The 24,397-nt window shown below is 62.6% G+C and carries 18 protein-coding genes; 9 read left to right on the top strand and 9 right to left on the bottom strand.

Annotated features, from left to right (window positions below; translation table 11 throughout):
- Positions 1-13: 13 nt before the first annotated feature.
- Entirely contained in the window at positions 14-1,093 is a 1,080-nt protein-coding gene (gfo6, locus tag BLT08_RS15270; RefSeq protein ID WP_090309435.1) for a D-xylose 1-dehydrogenase Gfo6, read from the bottom strand.
- 273 nt (positions 1,094-1,366) lie between these two features.
- Here gfo6 and BLT08_RS23700 point away from each other — a divergent pair, with 273 nt between their 5' ends.
- Positions 1,367-2,428: an ABC transporter ATP-binding protein gene (locus tag BLT08_RS23700; protein ID WP_090309430.1), complete on the top strand. Its 1,062-nt coding sequence runs from the start codon at positions 1,367-1,369 to the stop codon at positions 2,426-2,428.
- Positions 2,425-3,594, top strand: coding sequence for an ABC transporter ATP-binding protein (locus BLT08_RS23695; protein ID WP_090309427.1), 1,170 nt, complete (start codon positions 2,425-2,427; stop codon positions 3,592-3,594). The genes BLT08_RS23700 and BLT08_RS23695 overlap by 4 nt, the downstream gene beginning before the upstream one ends.
- Positions 3,595-3,652: 58 nt before the next feature.
- Here the strand turns inward: BLT08_RS23695 and BLT08_RS15255 are convergent, their stop codons facing one another.
- Positions 3,653-3,874: a hypothetical protein gene (locus BLT08_RS15255; protein WP_090309423.1), complete on the bottom strand. Its 222-nt coding sequence runs from the start codon at positions 3,872-3,874 to the stop codon at positions 3,653-3,655.
- A gap of 131 nt (positions 3,875-4,005) precedes the next feature.
- Between BLT08_RS15255 and BLT08_RS15250 the strand changes: the two genes are divergently transcribed.
- Positions 4,006-4,254 (top strand): hypothetical protein, encoded by a 249-nt coding sequence (locus BLT08_RS15250; protein WP_139171316.1) that lies wholly within the window; start codon positions 4,006-4,008, stop codon positions 4,252-4,254.
- A 167-nt stretch (positions 4,255-4,421) separates the two neighbouring features.
- Here BLT08_RS15250 and BLT08_RS15245 read toward each other — a convergent pair whose 3' ends face one another.
- Entirely contained in the window at positions 4,422-6,497 is a 2,076-nt protein-coding gene (locus BLT08_RS15245; RefSeq protein WP_090309415.1) for an alpha-glucuronidase family glycosyl hydrolase, read from the bottom strand.
- A gap of 122 nt (positions 6,498-6,619) precedes the next feature.
- On the opposite strand from BLT08_RS15245, the gene BLT08_RS15240 reads away from it, so the two are divergent.
- The gene (locus tag BLT08_RS15240; protein WP_175529335.1) at positions 6,620-8,134 is read left to right on the top strand and encodes an endo-1,4-beta-xylanase; all 1,515 of its coding nucleotides are present in this window, start codon (positions 6,620-6,622) and stop codon (positions 8,132-8,134) included.
- 16 nt (positions 8,135-8,150) lie between these two features.
- On the opposite strand, the gene BLT08_RS15235 is transcribed toward BLT08_RS15240, so the two are convergent.
- Positions 8,151-9,134 (bottom strand): endo-1,4-beta-xylanase, encoded by a 984-nt coding sequence (locus BLT08_RS15235; protein WP_090309408.1) that lies wholly within the window; start codon positions 9,132-9,134, stop codon positions 8,151-8,153.
- Between the two features lie 105 nt (positions 9,135-9,239).
- Between BLT08_RS15235 and BLT08_RS15230 the strand changes: the two genes are divergently transcribed.
- The 3 genes from BLT08_RS15230 to BLT08_RS15220 all read left to right on the top strand — a co-directional run bounded on the left by BLT08_RS15230 (position 9,240) and on the right by BLT08_RS15220 (position 11,062).
- The gene (locus tag BLT08_RS15230; protein WP_090309404.1) at positions 9,240-9,476 is read left to right on the top strand and encodes a hypothetical protein; all 237 of its coding nucleotides are present in this window, start codon (positions 9,240-9,242) and stop codon (positions 9,474-9,476) included.
- 88 nt (positions 9,477-9,564) lie between these two features.
- A complete protein-coding gene (locus BLT08_RS15225; RefSeq protein WP_090309399.1) occupies positions 9,565-9,930 on the top strand; it encodes a hypothetical protein in 366 nt (121 codons plus the stop codon).
- Positions 9,931-10,003: 73 nt separating this feature from the next.
- Positions 10,004-11,062 (top strand): mannonate dehydratase, encoded by a 1,059-nt coding sequence (locus BLT08_RS15220; protein WP_245724233.1) that lies wholly within the window; start codon positions 10,004-10,006, stop codon positions 11,060-11,062.
- Between the two features lie 25 nt (positions 11,063-11,087).
- On the opposite strand, the gene BLT08_RS15215 is transcribed toward BLT08_RS15220, so the two are convergent.
- Positions 11,088-12,167: an LLM class flavin-dependent oxidoreductase gene (locus tag BLT08_RS15215; RefSeq protein ID WP_090309396.1), complete on the bottom strand. Its 1,080-nt coding sequence runs from the start codon at positions 12,165-12,167 to the stop codon at positions 11,088-11,090.
- Between the two features lie 158 nt (positions 12,168-12,325).
- Here BLT08_RS15215 and uxaC point away from each other — a divergent pair, with 158 nt between their 5' ends.
- Complete coding sequence (gene uxaC / locus BLT08_RS15210) at positions 12,326-13,690, top strand: glucuronate isomerase (protein ID WP_090309393.1); 1,365 nt, start codon at positions 12,326-12,328, stop codon at positions 13,688-13,690.
- A gap of 131 nt (positions 13,691-13,821) precedes the next feature.
- Here uxaC and BLT08_RS15205 read toward each other — a convergent pair whose 3' ends face one another.
- The 3 genes from BLT08_RS15205 to BLT08_RS15195 all read right to left on the bottom strand — a co-directional run bounded on the left by BLT08_RS15205 (position 13,822) and on the right by BLT08_RS15195 (position 20,022).
- Complete coding sequence (locus BLT08_RS15205) at positions 13,822-16,113, bottom strand: endo-1,4-beta-xylanase (protein ID WP_090309390.1); 2,292 nt, start codon at positions 16,111-16,113, stop codon at positions 13,822-13,824.
- 181 nt (positions 16,114-16,294) lie between these two features.
- A complete protein-coding gene (locus tag BLT08_RS15200) occupies positions 16,295-17,497 on the bottom strand; it encodes a glycoside hydrolase family 11 protein (protein ID WP_090309386.1) in 1,203 nt (400 codons plus the stop codon).
- 284 nt (positions 17,498-17,781) lie between these two features.
- On the bottom strand, positions 17,782-20,022 hold the full coding sequence (locus BLT08_RS15195) for a glycoside hydrolase family 3 N-terminal domain-containing protein (protein ID WP_090310129.1): 2,241 nt from the start codon (positions 20,020-20,022) through the stop codon (positions 17,782-17,784).
- 702 nt (positions 20,023-20,724) lie between these two features.
- Between BLT08_RS15195 and BLT08_RS23690 the strand changes: the two genes are divergently transcribed.
- Entirely contained in the window at positions 20,725-22,749 is a 2,025-nt protein-coding gene (locus BLT08_RS23690) for an ABC transporter permease subunit (RefSeq protein WP_342707666.1), read from the top strand.
- A 145-nt stretch (positions 22,750-22,894) separates the two neighbouring features.
- Here the strand turns inward: BLT08_RS23690 and BLT08_RS15185 are convergent, their stop codons facing one another.
- Entirely contained in the window at positions 22,895-24,349 is a 1,455-nt protein-coding gene (locus BLT08_RS15185; RefSeq protein WP_090309378.1) for a family 4 glycosyl hydrolase, read from the bottom strand.
- Between the last annotated feature and the right edge of the window lie 48 nt (positions 24,350-24,397).

Here is a 24,397-nt window from a genome sequence, read left to right as displayed (position 1 = left end):
ATGGAGTAGCGGGTTAGATCGAAACCGTCTCGCCTCGCTCGGCCGCCTCGTAGATCGCTTCGAGCGTTCGCATGTCGACGAGTCCGTGTTCGGGAGTGGCGTCCGGACGTCGTCCGGCGAGGAGACAGTCCGCGAAGTAGTCGAACTCCTCTTCCATCTGATCGACCTGCGGCGTCTCCACGTCGACGGTCGTGTTCTCGATCGAAACCTCGAGGCTGCTTGCCATGTGGAACGCGGGGTCGATCGTCACGGTCCCCTCGCTCCCGACGATCTTCAGGAAGCTATCCATCGACGAGTGTTGACTGGCCGTGCAGGTCGCGTACACGTCGTCCTCGAACGCGATGGTGAACGAAGCGACCTCGTCCGGTACGTCCTCGAAGTAGTCGTGGCTCGAGTGCATCATCGACTGGGCGGCGATCGGATCGCGGTCGAGAACGAATCGCGTCGTGTTGATCGGATAGATACCGAGGTCCGTGACGCTCGCTCCGTCCCCGACGAGGTCGCTGTCGAGTCGCCACTGCTCTCGGCCCCACCCGGTGATGGACTGGGACATGGAGCCGTGAACGAAGCGCGGTTCGCCGATCGCCCCGGAACGGACGAGTTCTCGCGCGCGTCTGACCGCCGGCTCCGTGTGCATCCGATAGGCGATCATCGCCATCACGTCGGCAGAATCGCAGGCGTCCGCGAGCCGCTGTGCGCGCTCGAGCGTCGCTTCCATCGGTTTCTCACACAGAATCGCCTTGCCGTGTGCCGCCGCGCTCTCGACGAACTCGAGGTGGCGGGCGTTGGGCGTACAGACGTAGACGGCGTCGTAGGCGTCGGTCGCGACGCCGTCGTGAAACTCCTCTCCCGAGAGGCCGACTTCGACCGACTCGTGTTCGGACGCGACCCGTTCAGCCTTCTCCTTCGAACGACTCACGACGGCGGTCGTCTCACAGAACGTCGACGCGTCGATCGCGGGCATCGCCTTGTCGGACGTCCACCAGCCGAGGCCGATCAGGGCGAATCGAACGTTTTCACCGTCTTCCGCCGTTTCCTGCCACTCTCGATCCGTGAACGAGTCGAGATACGCACTGAAGTCGTTTGGCTCCATACGATCGAGTTCAGGATGTAGTCTAATAAATCACGCCGATTAGGAACGTACCGTTCGACACGGCCAGTAACTGATCTTCGCGCGTACTACGGATACGACGCCTCGTCGGCCGTCCCCGTGTCGTCGGGTGGCAAACGGACGAATAGGTGTGATGGAAGGACATATATAAGAAAAGCCCGAACGTGATACTCAATGTCACGTGTGTTCGGTTCACGGAACCTCGGTATCAGGTGTCGCGATCGAGCGAACGGATTTTACAGAAGGTGAGTATCAATGGCAAGTGATGCAGCAAAATCGACGGAATCGACCCATCGAACCTCGGGCGAGCCGATAATCACGGTTCGAAACGCGAGCGTTCGGTTCGATATGGACAAGGGGACATCGAAGGTGCTCAACGACGTCAGCATCGACATCAATCGCGGAGAAACGCTCGGCGTCGTCGGCGAGAGTGGGAGCGGAAAGTCGATGTTCGCCGACGCGCTCTTAGACGCCGTCGTCGACCCCGGTATCCTGACCGGGGAGATCACGTACTACCCGGAAGACGGCGAGCCGATCGACGTCCTCAACTTACGACCGTGGGAACTTCGCGAACTGCGGTGGGAGAAGATTTCGATGGTGTTTCAGGGCGCGATGAGCGCGTTCAACCCGACGATGAGTATCGGCGAGCACTTCGAAGAGACGTTGAACGCCCACGGCTGGGACGAAGACGAAGGAATCGAACGCGCTCGACAACTGTTCGTCGATCTCCACCTCGATCCCGATCGAATGCTCTCGTCGTTTCCCCACGAGCTAAGCGGCGGCCAAAAACAGCGCGCGCTGATCGCGCTGAGTCTGATCTTAGAGCCGGAGGTCCTCGTGATGGACGAGCCGACCGCCGCGCTCGACCTGTTGATGCAGCGGTCGATTCTCAACTTACTGTACGACATCAAGGACAAGTACGATCTCACGCTCGTGTTCATCAGCCACGACCTCCCGATCGTCTCCGGCTTCGCCGACCGGATGGCCGTCCTCTACGCCTTCGAGTTCGTCGAAGTCGGCGAAGCGACCGAAATTCTCGGGAACGCAGCCCACCCGTACACGCGAGCACTGCTCAAATCCACCCCGAACCTCGAGATCTCGCTCGACGAGATGCGTCCGATCGAAGGCGAAAGTCCCGACCCCGTCAGTCACCCGGCGGGCTGTTCGTACCACCCCAGATGTCCGCTAAGTGACCGCCGATGCAGGGACGAGGACCCCCGGTACCAGCCCGTTACGGACGACCACGAGGTTCGCTGTCACTACTGGGAAGAGGCGGACGAGGCGGTTCCGCTCGCATTCGGAGGCGAGGACCGATGAGCGACCGTGACGAACCGGTGGTCTCGGTCCGCGATCTCGAGGTACACTTCGAGGACTCGTCGATGCTGAACTCGGTCGCCCCCTCGTGGCTCAGCGACCGAATCGGACTGACGGAGGATCCGGCCGTTCGGGCCGTCGACGACATCGATCTGGATCTCGGCGAGAACGACGTGCTCGCGCTCGTCGGCGAGAGCGGCTGTGGGAAGACCACCCTCGGAAAGACGATGGTCGGACTCACCCGGCCGACCGGCGGCTCGGTCGAGTACCGCGGCCACGACATCTGGGAGGTCCGCGACGGCGACGACGACGGCATCAGCTTCGAAGAGATCCGTCGATCGCTCCAGATCATCCATCAGGACCCGGGCTCCGCGCTCAACCCGTACCGATCCGTCCTCGAGAATCTCGCGGTGCCGCTCAAGCGGTGGCATCCCCACCTCAACTACGCCGAACGCCGTAGTCGAATCCTGACGATGCTGAAACGGACGGGAATCAGTCCACCGGAGGACTACGCCGAGCGGTACGTCCATCAGCTCTCCGGCGGCGAACAGCAACGCGTCGCGCTCATTCGCGCGCTGCTCATCGAACCCGAGGTCATCCTCGCCGACGAGGCGGTCAGCGCACTCGACGTCTCGCTGCGAATCGGCGTGATGGATCTCTTCCTCGAGATGCAGGAGCTCTTCGACACCTCGTTCGTATTCATCAGTCACGACCTCGCGAACGCGCGCTATCTGGCCGGCAAATCCGGCGGAAGAATCGCGGTGATGTATCTCGGCGAGATCGTCGAAATCGGGACCGCAGAGGAGATCATCGAGAATCCACAGCACCCCTACACCAAGGTGTTACAGTGGGCGACGCCGAAGCTCAATCCCGAACAGGCCGAACAGGCGATGCGCGAATCTCCGCCGGTCAGAAAGATCGACATTCCGGACGCGACCAACCCGCCGACTGGCTGTCGGTTCCACACGCGGTGTCCGGACGCGCGAGAAGCCTGTCGCCAGGAGACGCCGGATCTCTACGACAGTGAGAGCGAACAGTACCACCGGACGAAGTGCTTCCGCGAGGTCGAAGACCACGAGTACTGGCAGAGCGACGAACTCACCGACGACGCACCGCTTGAGGAGTCGTCGACGGACGACTCCTCGACGGTCGACGAAGCCTCCTCCTGACCGGAGCGGATTCGTCGACGTCGGGCCACAACTCCTGACCGATTTTTTCCGTCCGTCGTTAGAACGGTTCCCAGTCGGAGAGCAGCGCGACGAGCGTGCCGAGTATCGTGAGACTCAGGACGATCGCGCTGACCTGTCCGATCACGTACGACGGCGTTCCGGGCTCGAGGTGGAGAAACGACCATCCGAGTAACAGTAACAGCGCGGTCGAGAAGGCGAGCATCCAGATCCAGAGCTGGCTACTGAAACTCGATGCGCGAGCCGGCGGTCGGTTTGCCATTGGTAGCGGAGGGTAGCGGACCAGACTAAATAAACGTGGGGGTGGTTCGTCCGTCTCGTCGGACCTGGAATCGATCTATCGGCGGTGAGAGACCGCATGATTGATATGCCATGCCATCGTCACTCGGTATCATGATCGATGCGTACACGGACCGATTCGACCATCCGTACCTACTCGCACTCGTGCCGGTCGCTGGCGTCCTGCTCGGACTGTCGGCAGTCGCCGAAATTGCCGGTATTAACTCCGTCGCTGGATTTCTCGCCCTGTACGCGATGGTCGCGCTGATTATCTGCGTGATCGGCTACGCCGCCCTCTATACCCTCGCGTACAGCACTGAAGTGCTCCGACAGTGGCGAATTAGCCGCTCGGATCTCGAGTAACGCCGTTCTCGTTTCGACCGTCGGTTCGAGCGGGCTTTTTCGGGACGATTACGACACACCGTCGGCGACGCGCCAGCCGTCGTCCTCGTGCAGCTGGCCGATCAGCGACATCTTGGCGCATCGATTCGGGTGCCGTCGACGGACGGAGCCAGACGGACTGGCCTGAGTCACCGAGGAACCCGTCCGTTTTCGTCCGCGACCGTCGAGTGATCGTAGAAGTACGCACAGAGAGCGTCACGCCAGCGCTCGGCCTGCACGACGTGCTCGTCGAACCGCTCGGCGACGTGACGATATCGGCGGTCGTCGACACGCCCCTCGAGCCCGTTCCACCTGGCTCGTAGTTCGCGGACCGCTTCGACGCCGTCGAAGCAGTTGTCGTACAGCCGCTGGACGACGGTCGTCCCGTCCGGGAGTTCGTACTCCCACGGAAGGTGGTGGAAGAACAGCAACAACTCCTCGGGACACGTCTCGGGATCGTCGTACAGGTCGGTGAGCGGGGCGCGGTACTGCGCGGCGTAGCCGCTGCCGCTCGAGGTGCGGTCGACGCCGATTCCGTCCCCGGTCGCGCCGACGTACTCGGGCCACTCCTCGGGGGCCGGATCGTAGTGGTTCTCGAGGGCGGCTTCGCCGTTGTACATCATGTGCATCAGTCCGAGACCGCCGGTGTGGTAGTCGATGCAGGCGTCCCACGACTCGAGCAACATATCGCTGACCGTCTCGACGACCGTTTCGTCGTGCCCGAACGTCTGGCGGACCCACTCGTCGGTGATCTCCTCGGCAGTTAGATCGGGATCCCAGCAGAGCCGACCGAAGCCGTAGAGGTTGGACTGGAGGAGGTAGTTCCCGGTCCAGTTGGGGTCCTCGCCGACGATGCCGACGCCCGCGATGCCCTGGCCCTCGCGGTCCGCGAGGACGTCCTTCACCGGCGTCCCCTCGCCGTCGGCGTAGGTGTCGAACTCGAGGATCTCCTTCCACATCGGGACGTGGTACGTGGCGTGGACGCCCTGCCCGGTGTACTCGCCCGTGAGTTGAAGTTCACAGCCCAGATCGGTCTCGGGCATCGCACCGAAAAGCGTCGAGATGGGTTCGCGCTGCTGGAAGTCGATCGGCCCGTTCTTGATCTGCACGGTAACGTTCTCGTGGAACTCCCCGTCGATCGGTTCGAACGTCTCGTAGGCCTGGACGGCGCGGTCGTCGTGCTCGGAGTAGACGAACGCGCGCCACCAGACGCGGCCGCCGTGTGGCTCGAGCGCCTCCGCGAGGACGTTGGCACCCTCGGCGTGGGACCGGTCGTAGTCGTAGGGCCCCGGCTGGCCCTCCGAATCGGCCTTCACGAGGAAGCCGCCGAAGTCGGGGATCACGTCGTACACTTCGTCGGCCTTGTCCTGCCACCACTGTTGGACTTCTGGATCCAGCGGATCGGCCGTCTCGAGCCCACCTAAGCGGATCGGCGCGGCGTAGTTCACCGACAGGTAGGTCCGGATTCCGTACCGGCGAAAGACCGAGGCCAGCGCCTCGACTTTTTCGAGGTTTTCGGACTCGAGGAGCTGCCAGCCCGCTCGCTCAGCGACGGCGTCGTTCGCGGTCGGACGGGACGGGATACCCGTATTGACGTTGTTCGGCACGATACCGTTGATTCCGAGCGACGCGAGCAGTCGGGCGTAGTCGACGTACCGCTCCCGGAGGTCGGGGAGTCGCTCCCAGTCGAAGATCGACTGGCCAGCGTAGCCGCGCTCGACGGAGCGACGAAACGGGTTATCCCAGTGATTGAGGATTCTCGAATTGTTCGCCGGCTCTTCGACGATATCGAGGTCGTCGATCGGTTCGCCGAGCGCGAGGAGGCGAAGCAGGTGAAAGGTACCGTAGACGAGGCCGCGGTCGCTCGGGGCCGTAACGACGGTGCACTCGTGCTCTTCCCACTCGACGGTGCGGATGACGTACCCATCCTCGGCGAGGGTCCAGATCTCGTCGGGATCGATCGTCTCGCTGATCGGGCGCATCTCCTCGGGGTGGCCGATTACCAGAAACCGCTCGATCGAACGTGGTGGATGCTGCCAAAGATGCGGTTCCCGACCCAGGAGGCCCTCGAAGCCTCGACCGAGTTCCGCTCGGACGGCGCCCAGTTCCGGTGCCCCCTCGGAGACGTAGGCGTGTGAAAGCCGCTGTCGGTACGACGTGCGCAACTCGTCGTCGTCGACTCGCTCGTACCGGAGCCAACAGTCGTCGTAGTTCGTCTCGAACATTCGTATTGACGACTGCGAGCAGAGGTAAAAGTGTTCTCGGTTACCGGTAACACCGTTCGCCATCCGGTTTCGTTCTGAAACGCTAACAGTTATCGTCGTTCGCCAATAAGCGAATGAGTAGCATGCCAGAAAGCCGCATGGGACGACCGCAGCGTACCGCTCGATCAGCCGTCCATCGACGACCCGTTCTCTGGTCTCTGGGGGCTCTCGCCGGTGCCAGCGGGCTGGGCGTCGGCGTCGACGGCGCGACCGCACTCGGTTCAGACGGGGACGACTGGGAAGCGGCCGCCGACGAACGGATCCGGAACCACCGGACGGCCGACCTCGAGATCGTCGTGACCGACGTCGACGGGAACGCGATCGACGGCGCCGACGTCGACGTCGAACTGCACGAACACGAGTACGGCTTCGGAACCGCCGTGGACGCCACTACGCTGATCAACGAGACGGAAGCCGGCGACGAGTACCGCCAGTACATTCCCGAACTGTTCAACACGGCCGTCCTCGAGAACCAGCACAAGTGGCGCTTCTTCGAGGAAGATCCGGACCTCGCGGACGACGCGACCGCGTGGCTCGGTGAGCGGGGACTCGACATGCGCGGCCACACCTGTTTGTGGGGGAACGTCGATGCGTGGGCCGTCCCACCGGACGTCGTGGAGGCGATGGGGATCGAGTGGGAAGACGGCGGCGCGACCGATCCCGACCTCGATCCCGAATACGTTCGTGAGCGAAGTTTCGAACACCTCGAGGAGATCATCACCCGTTACGGCGACGAGATCGACCAGTGGGACGTGGTCAACGAGGTGTTCCACGAGCCCTCGATGATCGAGGCTATCGACGGCGATGACGTCGATCCCGTCGAAGCGCCCGTACTCGCGGAGTGGTATCGGGCGGCCGACGAGTTAGGCGAGGAACTCGGCGTCGCCGTCGACGTCAACGACTACAACACGCTCGCCGGCCCTCACGAGTACGCCAGGGAGAGCTACCGACGGCAGATCGAGTTCCTGCTCGAGGAGGACGTCGACCTCGACGGCATCGGCATGCAGTGTCACTTCAGCGCCGATGAGACCCTGACGCCCGAAGGGATCTTGGACGGACTCGACGAGTACGCCGATTACGGCGCGGAACTCCGCGTAACGGAGTTCGACACCGAGGGCGGCCCCTGGGAGGGTCCCGAAGAGAAAGGCGAGTTCCTGTATACGTTCCTGAAGACCGTGTTCAGTCATCCGGACACGACGGACTTCCTGATGTGGGGGTTCTGGGACGGCGAGCACTGGCGAGACGAGGCCCCACTGTTCTTCGACGACTGGGAACCGAAACCCGCATACGACGCCTACACCGACCTCGTCTTCGGCGAGTGGTGGACCGACGAGACGGGCGAGACCGAAGACGGAACGTACCAGACGTCCGGGTTCAAGGGTGAGTACGAGATCACCGCCCGCTACGATGGCACGTCGGAGACCACCACCACGACGCTCGCGGACGGTGGAGCGACCGTCGAGATCGAACTCGAGGTCGACGCTACCGACGCCGACGACAGCACGCCGGGACTGGGCGTCAGTTCCGCGGTCGCCGGACTGTTGGGACTCGCAGGCTACGCGCTCGTTCGAGGCGGCGACGAACGCGACGAGAAATGAGATCCGGCCGAGTCGGCTACTCCTCGAGCGCGTCCCTCACCGCGTAGTACGCGGGCTTTCGCTCGTACCGGTCGTCGAACAGCAACGGATCACCGGAGTAGCGTTCGCCGAAGTCCTTGAAGCTCCGCAGCCACGAATTAGCGTCGTGGACGTCCCACGTAACGATCGTGTCACAGCCCGCCTCGAGACAGGCCTCGACGACCTCGCGGTAGTAGTCGGCCTGAATCTCGAGTGCGTCCGCCGGCACGTCGTCGGCGTGGAAGGCGACGTCCATCTCGGTGATCTGGACCTCGAGGCCGAGATCCCGGAATCGCTCGATGTTTTCGGCGATCGAGTCGGGGTCCGGGTGGTCGCCCAGGGCGTGAAGCTGCAACCCGACGCCGTCGATCGGCACGTCGCGCTCGAGCAGCCCCTCCAGCAGGTCGTAGATCGCGTCGGACTTCTCGTTGATCTCGTCGGCGCCGTAGTCGTTGTAGTAGAGATCAGCGTCCGGGTTGACCTCGCGGGCCCAGGTGAACGCCTCCTCGAGGTAGTCTTCGCCCAGCGCGTCGGACCACACCGTTCGGCGCATCGAGCCGTCGTCGGCGACGGCCTCGTTGACGACGTCCCAGGCGTCTACCGTCTCGCGGTAGCGACCGACGACGGTGTGGATGTGTTCCCGCAAGAACTGGCGTAGTTGCTCGTCGGTGTAGTCCCACGCCTGGAACCACTCGGGTTTCTGGTTGTGCCAGACGAGGGTGTGTCCGCGGACGGTCATGTCGTTCTCGCGGCCGAAGTTGACGACCGCGTCGGCATCTCTGAAGTCGTACGTGTGTCGTGACGGCCGCAACGGCCCCATCTTCAGGGCGTTCTCGGGCGTGACGGCGTTGAACTCGCTCGAGGCCGTCTTCCAGTAACTGGGATCGCGGCGGAGCGAGTCGGGATCGATCGCGGTACCGATGGTGAACTCGCGCTCGTCGGCGACGTCTCGGAGTGTCGACTCGGTTGGCTCGGCTGACATCGTTCGAAAAGCGCTGCCAATACACATAAAGCGTCGGGTCGCGGCAGCCGAACGACCGCTTACGGCGGCGCAAGGATTGTATAGGTGGTGTTCAAACGAGCAGGTATGACGACTACCGATCGACAACGGCTGTTCGCCCGTCGAGCGATGTGGGCGTCCGTGCTGCTCGGTCTCCTGGGAGCGTTGTACTTTACGACCCGGGGCGACCCGATTGCCGGCCTCGTCCTCGGACTCCTGTTCGGCGGCGGCGGATACCTGGAGTACAAGCGCCGGTTGCGCGACTTCGAGGCGGCGGAAGATCCGGCTCGAGACCCATTCGAAGAGCGAGAGCGACGCCGGTGATCGCAGCTCACTGCAGGGAGAGAGATGGCATCGACGAGTCGGTCTCGTGAGCTAACTATAACTACGATGGTGTTCTACGGTAGCACAGATGACGGAACCGCTACGCTACGACGCCACGATCGAGGACGGAACCCTCTTCCTGGAGGGCGAACACGAGCGACTCGAGATCGGTCAGATGTCCGCGATACTCGAGTTGGTGGGCGGCGAGACGTACACGCTCGAGTACGAGCCCCGACAGAGTACCGTCTCGTGGCTGTCGACCGACGAGGACGACACGATCACGTTCGACGTTCGCGACGCGCTGGTCGACTGGGCGTACACCGAAGCGTTCGTCGCCAACGTCAGAGAGAGTCCGCTCGAGCGGACCGACGACGACGGCCATCCGATTCGAACCGCGGTCTTCGTCGATATGGTGACGGCGATCTGGGACTCGAAGGGAGACGTGACGGTGTGAGTCGTCGAGTTGCGGTTGTGCGATCGGTCGCTTCGAACAACATTTAACTCGTGTGGGTGTCTGTACTCGCGTAATGTCTTCCGACACTAGCGGAGACGTCCGCTCAGACGAGTTCGACGAGTTGCCGATGCGGATCGGCGTCGGGCAGTTCATGGATCCGAGCGAGAAGCGACTCCGCTACATCAAGCAGCTCGGGGTCGACGACATCCTCCTGAATATGTACCAGTACGATCCCGACTACGAGCACATGCCCGACGACGAGCGGATGCCCCTCGAGGGCGACGGCGAGTGGTCGGTCGAGAACCTGGTCGCCCTTCGCGAGCGCGTCGAAGCCGCAGGGATCCGCCTCAACGCCATCGAGAACGTCCCGATCTCGTTCTACGAGGACGTGATGCTGAACGGCCCGAAGCGAGACGAACAGCTCGAGAAACTCAAGCGGACGATCCGGAACATGGGCGAGGCGGGGATCCCGATCTTCGGCTACCACTGGGCGCCGGCGGGCGTGTGGCGGACCGGCTCTGACACGGTTCGGGGCGGTGCCACGGTCTCGTCGTTCGACGCCGACGACCTCGACGACGAGTACACGCACGACCGCGAGTACACCGAGGAGGAGCTCTGGGAGAACTACGAGTACTTCCTCGAGGAGGTCATCCCGGTCGCCGAGGAGGCCGGGATCAAGCTCTGTCTCCACCCCAACGACCCGCCGATGGAACGCCTCGGCGGCGTACCCCAACTGTTCCGGAACTTCGAGAACTTCAAGCGGGCGATGGATCTCGTGCCGAGCGACAATCACGGACTGGAGCTCTGTCTGGGCTGTTGGTCCCAGATGGGTGAGGACGTAGCGGAGGTGATCCGCTACTTCGGCGAACGCGACGAGATCTTCTACGTCCACTTCCGCGACGTCGACGGAACAGTGCCGGCGTTCAAAGAGACGTTCGTCGACGAGGGCAACTACGACGAGTACGCACTGCTCGCGCTGCTCGACGAGGTGGGTTTCGAGGGCATGATGATTCCGGACCACACGCCACACCTCGAGGACGACACCGACTGGGAACACCGCGGCCGCGCGTTCACCGTCGGCTACCTCCGCGGGATGCTTCGCGGTCGCGTCGCCGAGACGCGCGGCGAGTAAGCCGTTCTTCGAAACCGGTCTTCCGTTACTCGTCGAAGTACGGGATGATCGTCTCTTCGTAGTGGCGCATCGTCTCCTCGAAGTCGCCAACCGGGATGAGCACCAGGTTGTCGACGCCGGCGTCGACGAACGCCTCGATCCGCTCGATCGCCCGCTCGGGGTCCCCGGAGACGGTCACCTCGTCGACGGCTTCGTCGGGAATGCGCTCGGCGGCCGCCAGCAGTTTCCGTTCCTGCTCCTCGTCGAAGGCCATCTCCCACATGATCGGCGTGTCGTCGGCGATGTCTTCGTAGCCCATGTCGGCCAGCAGCGGCGGGCGGAGCGCCAGACTCGTTCGGTTGCGTTCGATCCCCACCGCTTGAGCCTCGTCCGCGTCCTCGGAGACGGTCGTCGGAACCATCACGGCGCGGTCGATCGCGTCGGGATCGCGTCCCCTTTCTTCGGCGACCGAGAGCACGCGGTCGAGGTCCGCGGCGTACTGATCGGGCGAGTGGATCCAAGGGAACCAGCCGTCGGCGACCGCCCCCGCAAAGCCGCGCATGCTGGGACCGTAGCCGCCGACCCACAGCGGCGGCCGTGGCTTCTGGACCGGCTTGAGGCCCATGTGTGCGTCCTCGAGCTGGAAGAACTCGCCGTCGAACGAGAAGCACTCGTCCGGCGTGGACGTCCAGAGGCCGTCGACGACCTTCACCGCCTCGACGAACCGCGTGAACGGGTCGTCCCAGTCGATATCTCCGATCGGTACGAAGTTGAACGCCTCACCCGCGCCGATCCCGAGGCCCGCACGTCCGTTGGTCATCCGATCGAGCGTCGCGACGGCGTGTGCGAGCTCCGTCGGATGCCGTCGCACCGAGTCGGTGACGCCCGGCATCAGGGTCGCTCGCTCGGTGTGCTGTGCGATCGCGCCGAGGACGGTAAACGCCTCCCACGGCGGTTCGACGAGGAACTCCTCGGACCCGGTCGGGTGAAACAGGTGGTCGGGAAGCGTGAGAACGTCGAACCCCGCATCCTCGGCGCGTTTCGCCTGTTCGATCGTTCCGTTGACGTCGCCGTACGCGACGACCTGACAGCCGAAGGTCAGGTCGTTCGAATCGGAGCCATTCATCGACGTGACATTCGGAGACCTGCAGTAAATAGGTGGGCATTTTCAACCCGGCTTGTCGGGCGACGTCAATCGACCGGTCATCCCACGCGAAACCGAATCGATCGAGTCGGGGGGATCGCACCCGTAGTTTTAATCCGATTCACTGGAAACGGTAGACAATGAGTTTCCTCGGTGAGGACTATCTGCTCGAGACGGACGCCGCGCGAGAACTGTACGACGAAATCGCGGACCTTCCGATCGTCGACGCCCACACCCACGTGGACGTCGCCGAGATCGTCGAAAACGACGGCTGGAACGACATCTGGGAGGTCGAGGCCGCCACGGATCACTACGTCTGGGCGCTGATGCGCAACTGCGGCGTCGACGAGGAACTGATCACCGGCGACGCGCCCAATCGCGAGAAGTGGAACGCGCTCGCGGAAGTGTTCCCGCGGTTCGCCGGCAACCCGACCTACGAGTGGGTCCACCTCGATCTACAGCGCCGGTTCGGGATCGAGAAATCGATTTCGGCGGACACGGCCGACGAGATCTGGACGGAAACGAGGACCCAACTCGCTGACGACGATATGCGGCCCCAGCAGCTCCTCGAGGCGATGAACGTCGAAATCGTCGGCAGCACCGACGACCCGACGGACGACCTCGAGTACCACGAGCGCGCCGCCGAGGAGGTGTCCGGCGTCGATATCGTGCCGACGTGGCGGGCGGACCGCGCGGTCAAAATCGACCGACCCGAGTGGATCGCGTTCGTCGACGAACTCGAGTCCGCAACCGGGATCAGCGCCGACGAGTTCGACGGCTTCTGCGAGGCGCTCGCCGCGACCCACGACTACTTCGACGAGCGCGGCTGCCGGGCCAGCGACCTGGGTATCGAACAGCCCACCTCCCGTCCCGTCAGCGAGCGGCGAGCGCGGGACGTCTTCCGCACGGGACTCGCGGGCGGTTCGCTCTCCGAGCGCGAGATCGGGGATTTCCAGGCGTTCCTCCTCGAGTTCGTGGGCGAGTTGAACGCCGAGAAGGGGTGGGTGACGCAACTCCACATCGGTCCCGTTCGTAACTATCGAGACGACCTGTTCGACCGGCTGGGTCCCGCGGCCGGCGGCGACATCTCTACGGGGGACGTCGAACTCGCCGACTCGCTCGAGCACTTCGTCAACCGGTTCGACGGCGAGACCGAGATGGTCCTGTACACGATCGACCCGACCCACTATCCGACGATCGCGACGATGGCTCGCGTCTTCCCCAACGTTACCATCGGCCCCGCCTGGTGGTTCAACGACAGCCCGTTCGGTATGGAACACCAACTCGAGTACGTCGGCACGGTCGACCTGCTCTCCCAGCACGCCGGGATGGTCAGCGACTCCCGAAAACTCCTCTCCTACGGCTCGCGTTTCGAGATGTTCAGACGCTCCTTGTCGAACGTCGTCGGAAAACAAGTCGATCGCGGACAGATACCGATGGACGTGGCCCGTGACCTCGTCGAGCGACTCGCCTACGAACGACCGAACGAACTGTACGGGTTCTAGACTCCTGCGACGACGTACTGTTCGACGGTGACGTGTCGCCGAACGTGCGTTCGTGCATTACCGAGTTCGACCCGACGAGGCACAGGCCGTCTCTCGAGGCTGTCCAAAGCGATCGAAAAACGGGAGTGGCGTTACAGCCGGTCGAAGCCGACGATGATGTCGCCGTCGGCCGTTCGGCCGGTTATCATCGCAACGTCCTCGAGTTCGCTGTCAGCGCCGTCGAAATGGACCATCTGCGAGCAATTGCCACGGCCGTTGCCGCGTCCGGTCCCGTCGCCTGGTCCACCGGGGAGATGAACGACATCGCTCCCGCCGCCGCCTGCAACGACGTCGGGGTCACCGAAGCGAACCGTGTCGTAGTCGACATCGGCAGGATCGAACGCGTCTCCGCCGTGAACGTGTACTGGCACGCGGCCGTTGCCGCGTCCCGAGCCCCGAACGTCAATCTCGACGAGTGTGATTTCGACCGACTCGTCAGTTGGTTCCTCGAGCGAGAGCGACGTCGAGAATTCGCCGTCGCCGGCGTCAATGGTCAGGTCGTACTCACCGAGGAACGCCGTCGCATTGAACGCACCGTCGGCGTTCGTCTCGCCCGTTTCGTCGGTCCACCACTCCTCGAAGACGAGGTCGGTGTAGACATCGTAGGTCGGCTTTGGATTCCACTCTTCGTCGAACAACGGTGCATCGTCCTGCCAGTGTTCGTCGTCCCAGAAGCCCCACATGAGGAAATCCTCCATCTCGGGGTGACTGTAGATCGTCTTGAGGAACCAGTGGAAGAAGTCGGCTTTGTCCGCCTCGAGCCAGTTCGGATCGGCCATGTCGAACTCGGTGATCCGAAGGGGCGCCCCATCGCCGGCCTCGGCGTAGCGGTCGAGCACGTCCATGATCTCACCGGGTGTGAGTTGCTCGCCGCGGCTGAAGTGACTCTGCAGGCCGATCCCGCCGAGGTCGACCCCCGCTGCCCCTGCGAGGAACTCGATCTGGCGCTCGTAGTCGTCGCGAGTCCCCTCGTAGGGACCGGAGAGCACGTTGTAGTCGTTGACGTCGAGTGCGACGCTCTCGGGAGCGACCTCCGTCGCCGTCTCGTACCACTCCTCGAGTATCGGCGCTTCGACGGGGTCAACGTCTTCACCGTCGATTACCTCCGTCATCTCGGTTTCGTGGACTGCCTCGTTGACCACGTCCCAGTGTTCCATGTCGTCGCCGTAGTGTTCGATGACCGTCTCGATATGCTCGAGCGAGCGCTCTGCGACGTAGTCGGCGTCGCCTTCGTCCATCGCATCCTCGACGTCTTCGGGGATGGAGTTCGAGTCTCGGCTCGACCACAGACAGGCGTGACCGCGAATATCGAGGTCCTGCTCGAGGATCCAGTCGGTTGCGTCGTCGGCCAGTTCCTGATTGTCCTCGAAGAAGCGCCACTTGTGGTGGTTCTCGAGGACGGTCGTGTTGAACAGTTCAGGAATCAGCCCTCGGTACTGCTCGCCGTCGGCGTCATCCGTCTGAAGTCGGTTCGCGTCGACGGCCGTTCCGAACGCGAACTCGTGGTCTTGCATCTCGAGGTCGACAGCGGCGTCGACCGCGTCCCCATCTGCATCGGTGACCGAAACCGTGAGATTCGCGGTCCGGTGTTCCTGAATGCGCGCGTCCGCTTCTTCTTCCCAGCCGTCCTCGAGGTCGATCTCGTCGTCCCAGGAGGGGAGTTCGTTGGCGTCGACGTCCTGTGCGAAGTTGAGCAAGGCGAGACCGCCGATATCGACGGTCTGGCCTTCGATACCGACCCAGAACTCAGTCCACCACTCGCCGGCGTCGCCGGCCGTCTGGAAGTCGATCGGGAAGAAGTAGCGCTCCCACTCCTGGCCGGCCGCGATGCCGCCGTTCAGGACGTAGTTCTCTGCTTCGTTGTCCGCCTCGGTCGATTTGTACGTGACATCTGCCGTCGAGCCACCCGTCCCTGGATTGCGGACGTACGCCACGCCGAGTAACGTATCGCCGGCCGAAACGGCCTGGTCCTCGACCGTCGCCTGGACGGTGACACCCCACGGATCAAGCGACCCGTCCTCGAGTTCGCCAACCGAAATGCGGGTCGCTTCGACGAAGGTGACATCGTCGTCGCTAACATCGAGCGATTCACGCGCGGCGAGATCCTCGTGTTCCCCCGCGAGTTCGTAAGTCGCGAAGGTGTCAGCCTCGTTCTCCGCGCACACGAACTCGCCGGGTGGGATGTCGAGTTGTGAAAGGTCGCCGACTAGCTCCGCGTAGTAGTGATCGTCCGGTGACGGCCACCCGTCCTCGTCCGCGCCGACGCGGCCTGCCAATCCCGCTCCGAGGCCAAATGCGCCAACCGTTCCCAAGAACGGACGACGACGGATCGATCCGTCCGACGACGATTGCTCTCGCTCCTCCCGATCGTTTGGATTTGTCATGTCCACCGGTAACTATTCTCAATCATAAATAAAAATGTTTCCAAGTTCCGCTGGGTAAAATACGGGAAAGAAACGAAGAAACGGCTGTCGGCGCTCTTGAAACGAGTCACACAGTGACCGCAACGCCATCCGGCTCGAGTGTGGTGACGTTCGGGAGCGCCGATCTCTGCTCGAGTCCTGCTTAGACGTTATCGAACGTCCAGAGCTGGTTATCGTCGCCGTGCCACTCGTACTGCTGGACGTTGGCACCGTCATCGGTCGAGGAGCTTTCGACTTCGAGTGCCTTCTCGGTGTGAACCGGCTGGATGTGGTACTGGCCGCTGCCCTGGTCGTGCAGGTAGAAGCGCTGGTTGTCGCCACCGTGGTCCGAGTACTGCTGGACGTTTGCGCCGTCCGACTCGCCGCCGACATCGAGGACGTTGCCGCTGTTGACGTTCTCGATACGATACGCACCGCCACCAGTGTCCTCGACGTTCCACTGCTGGTTGGTGCCGCCCCAGTACTCGTACTGCTGGATGTTCGCGCCGTCGTCTGTCGACTCTTCGGAGACGTCGAGGCCCTTGCCGCTGTTGACGTTCTGGATGCCATAGGTGCCGTCGGCGAGGTCTCCGGAGGAGCCGCCGTTGCCGTCGTCGTCACCGGGGTCGCCGCCAGGGTCACCACCACCGCTGGCTTCGCCGAACGAGACGGAGGCACTGTTGGGACCCTGGTAGTCCCAGGCTTCGACGGCCATAATCTGGTAGTCGTGGTCGCCCAACTCGAGGCCGTGGTTCTCCCAGGCGTCGAAGTGATTGCCGACGTTGATGGTGCCGCTGGTTCGTGAGTTCTGGCGGATGCTCCAGTACTGGGTGAACGTCGCCGTGCCGATGATGGACGGCTCTTCGATGCGTTCGGACGTGGCGATGTCGTACGTGCCGCCGTCGCTCTGGTGGGTACCGTGTTCTTCGTCGCCAGGCCGATAGGTGCCGTAGTTTTCGATGATGTAGTACTCCACGAGCGGATCCGTCGTCCACCCGTAGACGCAGAGATAGGAGTTTTCCGATGGGTTGTGCGTGGCATCGTACTCGATCGTCCGGCTCGCACCGGGATCCCAGCCCATCCCGACGACGAAGTTGCCGGTGTTTTGCCAGTCGACGCTGTAACTGCCGCCGTCCTCGAGCGTCATCGAGACCGTGTCGTCGGTGTCGGTCCAGAACGACACGAACGAGCCGTCGTAGGTGGTCTGTTGGTTCTCCGTGAGCGTTTCCTGGGCTGCAGCCGAAGTCGACATTGCCCCGATTCCGAGACCGGCCGCTGCGGTTGCTCCCGCCGCTTTCATGTAGTCGCGTCGGTCGATTAGTTCATCAGTCGATGCGTTCGCGTCGTGTGTCTCGTCGTTTGTCATTGTTCTCGTGGTTGTGTCGCCTTGGTCGTTCGATCCGCTACTGTGTGGGTGGGCCTCCCAACCGTTCGGTATGGGTTACCACCACGCTAGGGTAGTCAACGAAGATTGTTGATAAAGTTTTCTGAATATTAGTTACTAAATATATAATACAGATGCGTTTCTGTTATCAATCAACTGGGATTCAAGCGAAAGTCGGGGACGGCCGACTGGCTATCCAGGACCAGCGTAGTAGCGGAACACTCGAGGCGGCCGATCGACGAAAACCGAACCCGCGGCTGTCTGCGTTACTCTGCGTCGACTGCCGAGTCCGTGTAGTACGTGCGGGCAGTCTTCGGCACCGTCTTCGTGTCCGTGATCTCGAGGTCCTCGGTTGCCTCGATATCGGTCGCGGAGCTTCCGACGCGGATCTCGTACGGCCCTTCCTCGACGGTGAGGTTCATATCGAGATCGTGGAACGCCAGTTGCGTCGCAGAGAACTCGAAGGTAACGCGCTTGGACTCGCCAGCCTCGAGGGCAACGCGTTCGAAGCCGAGCAGTTCCTGCACCGGACGGGCCTGGCTCGGATTCACAGCGTGCGTGTACAGCTGAACGACTTCGTCGCCGGCGCGCTCGCCCGTATTCGTGACCGTCACGCTCGCGGTGACCGACTCGAGCGGCGTGGCGCTGTCGGACGACAGCGAAATATCGCCGTACTCGAATTCGGCGTAGCTCAGGCCGTGCCCGAACGGGTACACCGGCTCGCTGTCGGTGTAGACGTAATCCTTGTTCGCCGTGTTGGCCTTCCGGTTGTAGTAGACCGGGAGTTGCCCGACGGACTTGGGCAGGGAGACGGGGAGCTTTCCGGCAGGGTTGTTCTCGCCGAACAGCGTTTCGACGATGGCCGGGCCGCCCTCGTCGCCAGGCAGCCACGCGTAGAGGATCGCGGGGACGTCCTCGGCCATCCACTCGATCGCGTGAGGCTTGCCGCTGACGAGCACGACCACGACCGGCGTTCCCGTCTCGAGCAGTTCCGCGACGAGATCTTCCTGGACGCCAGGGAGCCTGAGATGGGTCATGTCACAGCCTTCGCCGCTGGTCGGGACGCTCGGTTTTTCCGCTTTCTCGGCGTCGACGTCGGAGAAGTCGACCGCGGAGCGAGCGCCGACGAACGCCAGCGCAACGTCTGCGTCTTCGGCAACCTCGGTCGCCGCATCGAAGCCGTCGGTCGAGGGGCCGGAGATGGTACACCCCTGCTCGTAGGAGACATCGACGTCGTCGCGCCACTCGAGCGCCTCGAGCGGCGTGATCGCGTCGGCTTCGTACTCCTCCTCGGGGTAGTGGGCCGCGTAGGCGTAGTCGCCCATCAGCTCCTTCGGGTCGTCGGCTTTCGGCCCCACGACCGCGACGGAGTCGACGTCGAGGGGGAGGAGGTCGCCCTCGTTCTTGAGCAGCGTCATGGACTGGCGAGCCGCTTCTCGGGTGATCTCGCGGGCCTCGTCGGTGTGGAACGCGTCTGCCGCCGCATCCTCGTCGATCTCGCCCGCGTCGAAGACGCCTTTCCGGAACTTCTCTCGGAGGACGCGACGGACCGCTTCGTCGAGGGTTTCCTCGGCGAGGTCGCCGTCCTCGACGGCGTTGACGAGGTGTTCGCCGAAGTACTCCGTGTACGGCAGTTCCACGTCGAGACCGGCCTCGATCGAGGCGACAGCACCCTCCTGTTTCGTGTTGATGGTCCCGTGCTCGGTCTCTAAGTGCCGAACGCTGTAGTAGTCAGAGACCACGGTACCGTCGAAGCCGAACTCGCCGCGCAGCAGATCGGTCAGCAGCCACTCGTTGGTGACACACGGAACGCCGTCGATATCGTGGTAGGCGTTCATCACCGATTCGGCGTTCGCCTCGCTGATAACGGCCTCGTAGGGGAACAGGTGCGTTTCGCGGAGCTCCCGCATGCCGACGTTGAGCGACGAACGGTTCTTCCCGCCGTCGGTCGACCCGTGACCGACGAAGTGTTTCAGCGTCGCCGAGATGCCGTCTGCACGGCCCTCTCCCTGTAATCCGTTCACGTATGCGCGTGCCATCTCCGACACCAGATACGGATCCTCGCCGAAGGTCTCCTCGACGCGGCCCCACCGAAGGTCGCGAGCGACGTCGAGTACTGGCGACAACGCGTGAACCGTGCCGATTCCCTCGAGTTCGCCGCGAATCGTTCCGGTGACGGTCTGCAGAAGATCGGCGTTCCAGCTACTCGCCATGCCGAGCATCTGCGGGAACGTCGTCGCCTCCGGTCCCATGTAGCCGCTGAGACACTCCTCGTGGGGGATTGCGGGAATCCCGAGGCGCGTCTCCTCGCGCAGGTACGACTGCAGTTCGTTCGTGACCCTCGCGGCGTCCGTCGGCGAGAGTCCGCCTTCCCCGCCGAGGCGGGTGAAGTGGCCGATTCCGTGCTCGAGCCACTCCTCGACTGCCTCGGTGTCGAGCGCTCCGTCGTCGAGCAACCGATCGGCGTTGACTGAACCGAGCTGTGCGGCCTTTTCTTCGAGCGTCATTCGCTCGAGGAGATCCTCGACCCGTACCGAGACGGATGCCGTCTCGTCACGGTACGTGGCAGTGGACTGTTCTCGTGTCACAGCCGGACAGTGGTGACCGACCGTCTTAGTAGTTCTGACAGGAGATTCTCGGCGGGGGTCGTCGACCAGCGATGTCGAGTCCTCGAACGTGTTCGGCAGTCGCCAGCGATACGGTCGAGAGATGTTATCCGCACCAGTAGAGTGGTTCTTATATGGAGATGATAGTTTTCTATTACTGTATTAAGAGGTAGTGATACAGAACGCTGTTTAGCAATTGAATCAAAACCGAACAAGGGCACAGATCGAGAGACGAACGATTCACGGCCCAAAATTACAGGCGTACTTCTGTAATAACCCTCCCGGATACGGCTCCGAAGGGATGAGAACACGAGTCACGCATCATCCAGGGATACAGAATCAGGTTCTATAACAGCGAACACTCATTGAGCAATGAGTTCACAGACCACGAGTGGGTACACCACACGTGCAGCGTCGATCTCGCTGTTCCAGTCGTCAAAATCCGCGCTCGAAAAGTGAACTGGCGACTCCGTTTACGGTCCGCTGACTCGTCTGTCGGACAGTCGCTACCGGTTGAAACAGTAAATTTATTAGGTCTGAGAAGGAGTTCCTTAGTATCATTAAACAATGTCTAACTGGCTAATCAAGCGAATCGGCCAGGGTGTGTTAACAGTACTCGTCGTGTTCCATCTGACGTTCGCGCTCGTACGGTTCATGCCCGGGAACCCGTTCGAGGCGATGTACGCGCAGATGCTGGCGGACAATCCGAACAATCCGGATGCCGCTCGACGACTGGTCGAACTGACGATAAACATTCATCCTGACGACCCGATGCACGTCCAGTACATCGAGTACATGACTGCGATGTTGCAGGGTGATCTCGGACACTCGTTGTCTCAGAACCAATCAGTCAACCAGATCCTCGCCGAGGCGGTGCCGTGGACGATTTTCTACATGTCCATCGCGATGATCATCACGTTCGTGACGAGCATCTGTCTCGGGGCGATCATGGCCTACTACGAGGGCTCGAAGTTCGACACAGTGATGACCGCCGTCGCCGTCATCGAGAGCTCGACGCCGTACTACGTCGCCGCGCTCCTCCTGTCGTTCGTCTTCGCGTACCAGCTGGGTTGGTTCCCGACCGGTGCGCGATACCCCGGTGGCGCAGATATCGGACTCAACGCCGAGTTCGTTCTCGGCGCGTTACATCACGCTACGTTACCGATCCTCTCGTTAATCGTGACGGGCGCGGCCGCGTCCCTCAGTATGCGTGGCAATTCGATCAGCGTCCTCGGTGCCGATCACATCCGGGTCGCTCGTCTCCGCGGACTGCCGCCGACGAGAATCGCACTCCGATACGTCATGCGAAACGCCTTGCTCCCGCTCTACACGGGTCTGCTACTGACGATCGGGTTCATGATCGGCGGGTCGATTATCCTCGAGGACATCTTCACCTATCGCGGGATGGGGTGGTACATGTTCGAGGGCGTCGAGAACCGCGACTACCCGCTCATGGTCGGCGGGTTTACGGTCATCTGTATCACGGTCGTTATCGCGATGTTCGTCGCCGACCTCACGTACAGTCGCATCGACCCGCGGGCGAAAACCGGCGGAGACAACATGCAGGTGTACGGCAGTTCGGCCGGCGTTCCGCTCCGGACGCAGTTCAAACGCTACGTCAAGCGACTGACGAACAAAACCAAAGAACCGCGGGCGGACGGCGGCACTACCAAACACGCGTTCTTCGGCGAGGAAACCGAAATCGACGTCAATCGAAAGGAGGTGCTGTACCGAAAGTTCGACCGGTCGATATACGCGCCCGCGAAGATCGTGCTGAGCGACTGGCGCGGGTTCCTCGGGGTCACTATCACGATTTCGTTCTTCTTACTCGGTATCTTCGGACCCCGATTCGTCCACAGCCCGACAGCCACGTTCGAAACGTGGATTTCGCCGCTGGACGGCGTCCTCGCTCACCCGCTTGGAACCACGAACACCGGAACGGACGTCCTCTCGTTGATGGTCACTGGGACGACGCCCGTACTGATCATGATCACCGCCGGTGCACTCGCGACGGTCACGCTCGGCGTCAGCGTCGGCGCGACCGCCGGATTCCGCGGCGGGACCACCGATCGGATCCTCATGACGCTCTGTGACATCGTCGTCTCGATCCCCGGTCTCCCCCTGATCATCGTCATCGCGGCGATCATCGAACCGCGCCATCCGGCGATGGTCGGGCTCGTCCTCTCCGTCGCCGCCTGGGGTGGACTCGGGCGCTCGATCCGCTCCGAAGTGCTCAAAGTGAGAAGCCAGGAGTACGTCGAAGCGGCACGCGCGATGGGCGTCGGCACAGTTTCGACGATCCTCAAGGATATCCTGCCGAACATCTGGCCCTACGTCCTCATCAACCTCGCAAACCACGCGCGCAACATCATCTTCGCCTCGGTCGCCCTGTACTACCTGGGCTTCCTCCCGGTCAGCACGCAGAACTGGGGTGTCGTCCTCAACAACGCAGAGGAGGCACACTCGCTCTACTCCATCGGACAGGTCCACTACATCCTCGCCCCGACGCTGTTCATCATCGGGCTCTCGATGGGACTGATCCTCATCGCACAGGCATTAGACCGGATCAGCAACCCGCGAATCAGAGCGCGCCACGCGAAATCGGTCGACGACGACGAGCACGTCTGAACGGCCGTTCGAATTCTTTTACTGCGGGTCGTGAACTAACCGACTGAGTCAGCTCGACGTAGTGCTTTGCGCCTACACGAAGAGAAGTACTCGACGTCGCCGAGCGCTCAGGAGACGATCACTCGACGCGTCGTGGCGATATCGGTCACTCGGCCGGATACGCCGACGCTTCCTCGAGGACGGCGGCCTCCTCGAGGTCCCAATCCTGCAAATACGACTCCTGTGCGGCGACCAGTTCCGCGAACAGCTCTCGTGCGTCCTCGGTTTGTAAGGTGCGGATCTGCTGATCGATGAGGAACCCCTGAAACGCGGCGTCGAGATCGCCGTCGGCGGACGCCTCGATCACCGTCTCGATGGTGTCGATGTGGCCGCGAAGCAGACTCCGGACCGGGCGCGGGAACCCGCCGGCGGTCATCGGTTTCACCTCGTCGGCGCTGACGAGCGCATTCGTTTCGACGACGGCACCATCCTGCAGGTCCGATACCTGCCCGGTGTTAGGGAGGTTGACGTTCGTGACGTACTCCGCCTGTCCTGCGAGCCCCGCGAGGATGTCGACGAAGACTTCGTCGGATTCGCTCAGTTCGAACTCGCGGTCGCCCGCCATCCACGCCTCGACGTCGGTCGTCTGATCCGATTCGGCGGGCGTCCAGTGTTTGGCTCGGTAGTCGCTTCCCGTGCGCTTGACGCCCCAGCGATTGAGCCCCTCCTGGCCGCCCTGAATGAACCAGGTCGCGTACTCGACGAGATGACGGTCGCCCGCGGCGGGAAGCACGCCGAATCGGCGGAACAGCTCCCAGGTCACCTGCCAGTGATCGACGAAGACGCTGTCGTCGGCCAGATCCTCTGGTGTGAACGTCTGATGACCCTCTGGGCCGTCTCGAAGCTCCTCGAGCACTGGCCAGAGGTCGACGCCCTTACAGCGGGCCTCGTCGACCCACGTGAAGTGGTTGATTCCCTTGACGTTGACCGAAATATCGCTTCGCTCGGCGTCCATGTCGAGCTGTTCTCGAGCGTAGCGCGCGAGGCGGTGGCGGGTGCCGAGCACCTCGTGACAGAGGCCGAGCGCGTTGATTTCGGGGTACTCGTCGTACAATGCCCGCGTTACGAAGTGGACGGGGTTCGTGTAGTTGAACACCCACGCGTCGGGGCAGTGCTCGCGGATCGCGGCGGCGAACGTGCGGTAAAGCGGCACCGTTCTCATCGCCCGGAAGATGCCACCGGGGCCGATGGTCGCCGCGACCGCGCCGTAAATGCCGTAGCGTTCGGGGATGTCGAGATCGTGGACGAACGTCTCGGCCGGATCGTACTGCGTGGAGAGGATGACAACGTCCGCGCCCGCGAGCGCCGTTTCGAGGGAATCCGTCGCCTCGTACGACCAGTCCGCGACGGCACCGTCCCGTTCTTGCACCCAGTTTCCAAAGCGCGCGTTCCGCGCTGCGCTCTCGTAGTATTCGTCGTAGAGCCGAACCCGACCGTCGAGGTCGGACTGTGCGAGGTCCTGGATGAGATTCGGTGCCCACTGTCGACTTCCACCGCCGAGATAGGCGATCGTGATATCGTCGGGATCGATCGCGCCGCTCGATTGGATACGTTGAGCCATCGTCTATAGCTGTGAAATACAGCGGCATAAACACACGTATACCGGAAC

It is taken from the genome of Natronorubrum texcoconense, assembly GCF_900100335.1.
Taxonomy (GTDB): Archaea; Halobacteriota; Halobacteria; order Halobacteriales; family Natrialbaceae; genus Natronorubrum; species Natronorubrum texcoconense.
Note: the sequence above shows the minus strand (reverse complement) of the source record. Positions and strands in the feature narration are given on the sequence as shown.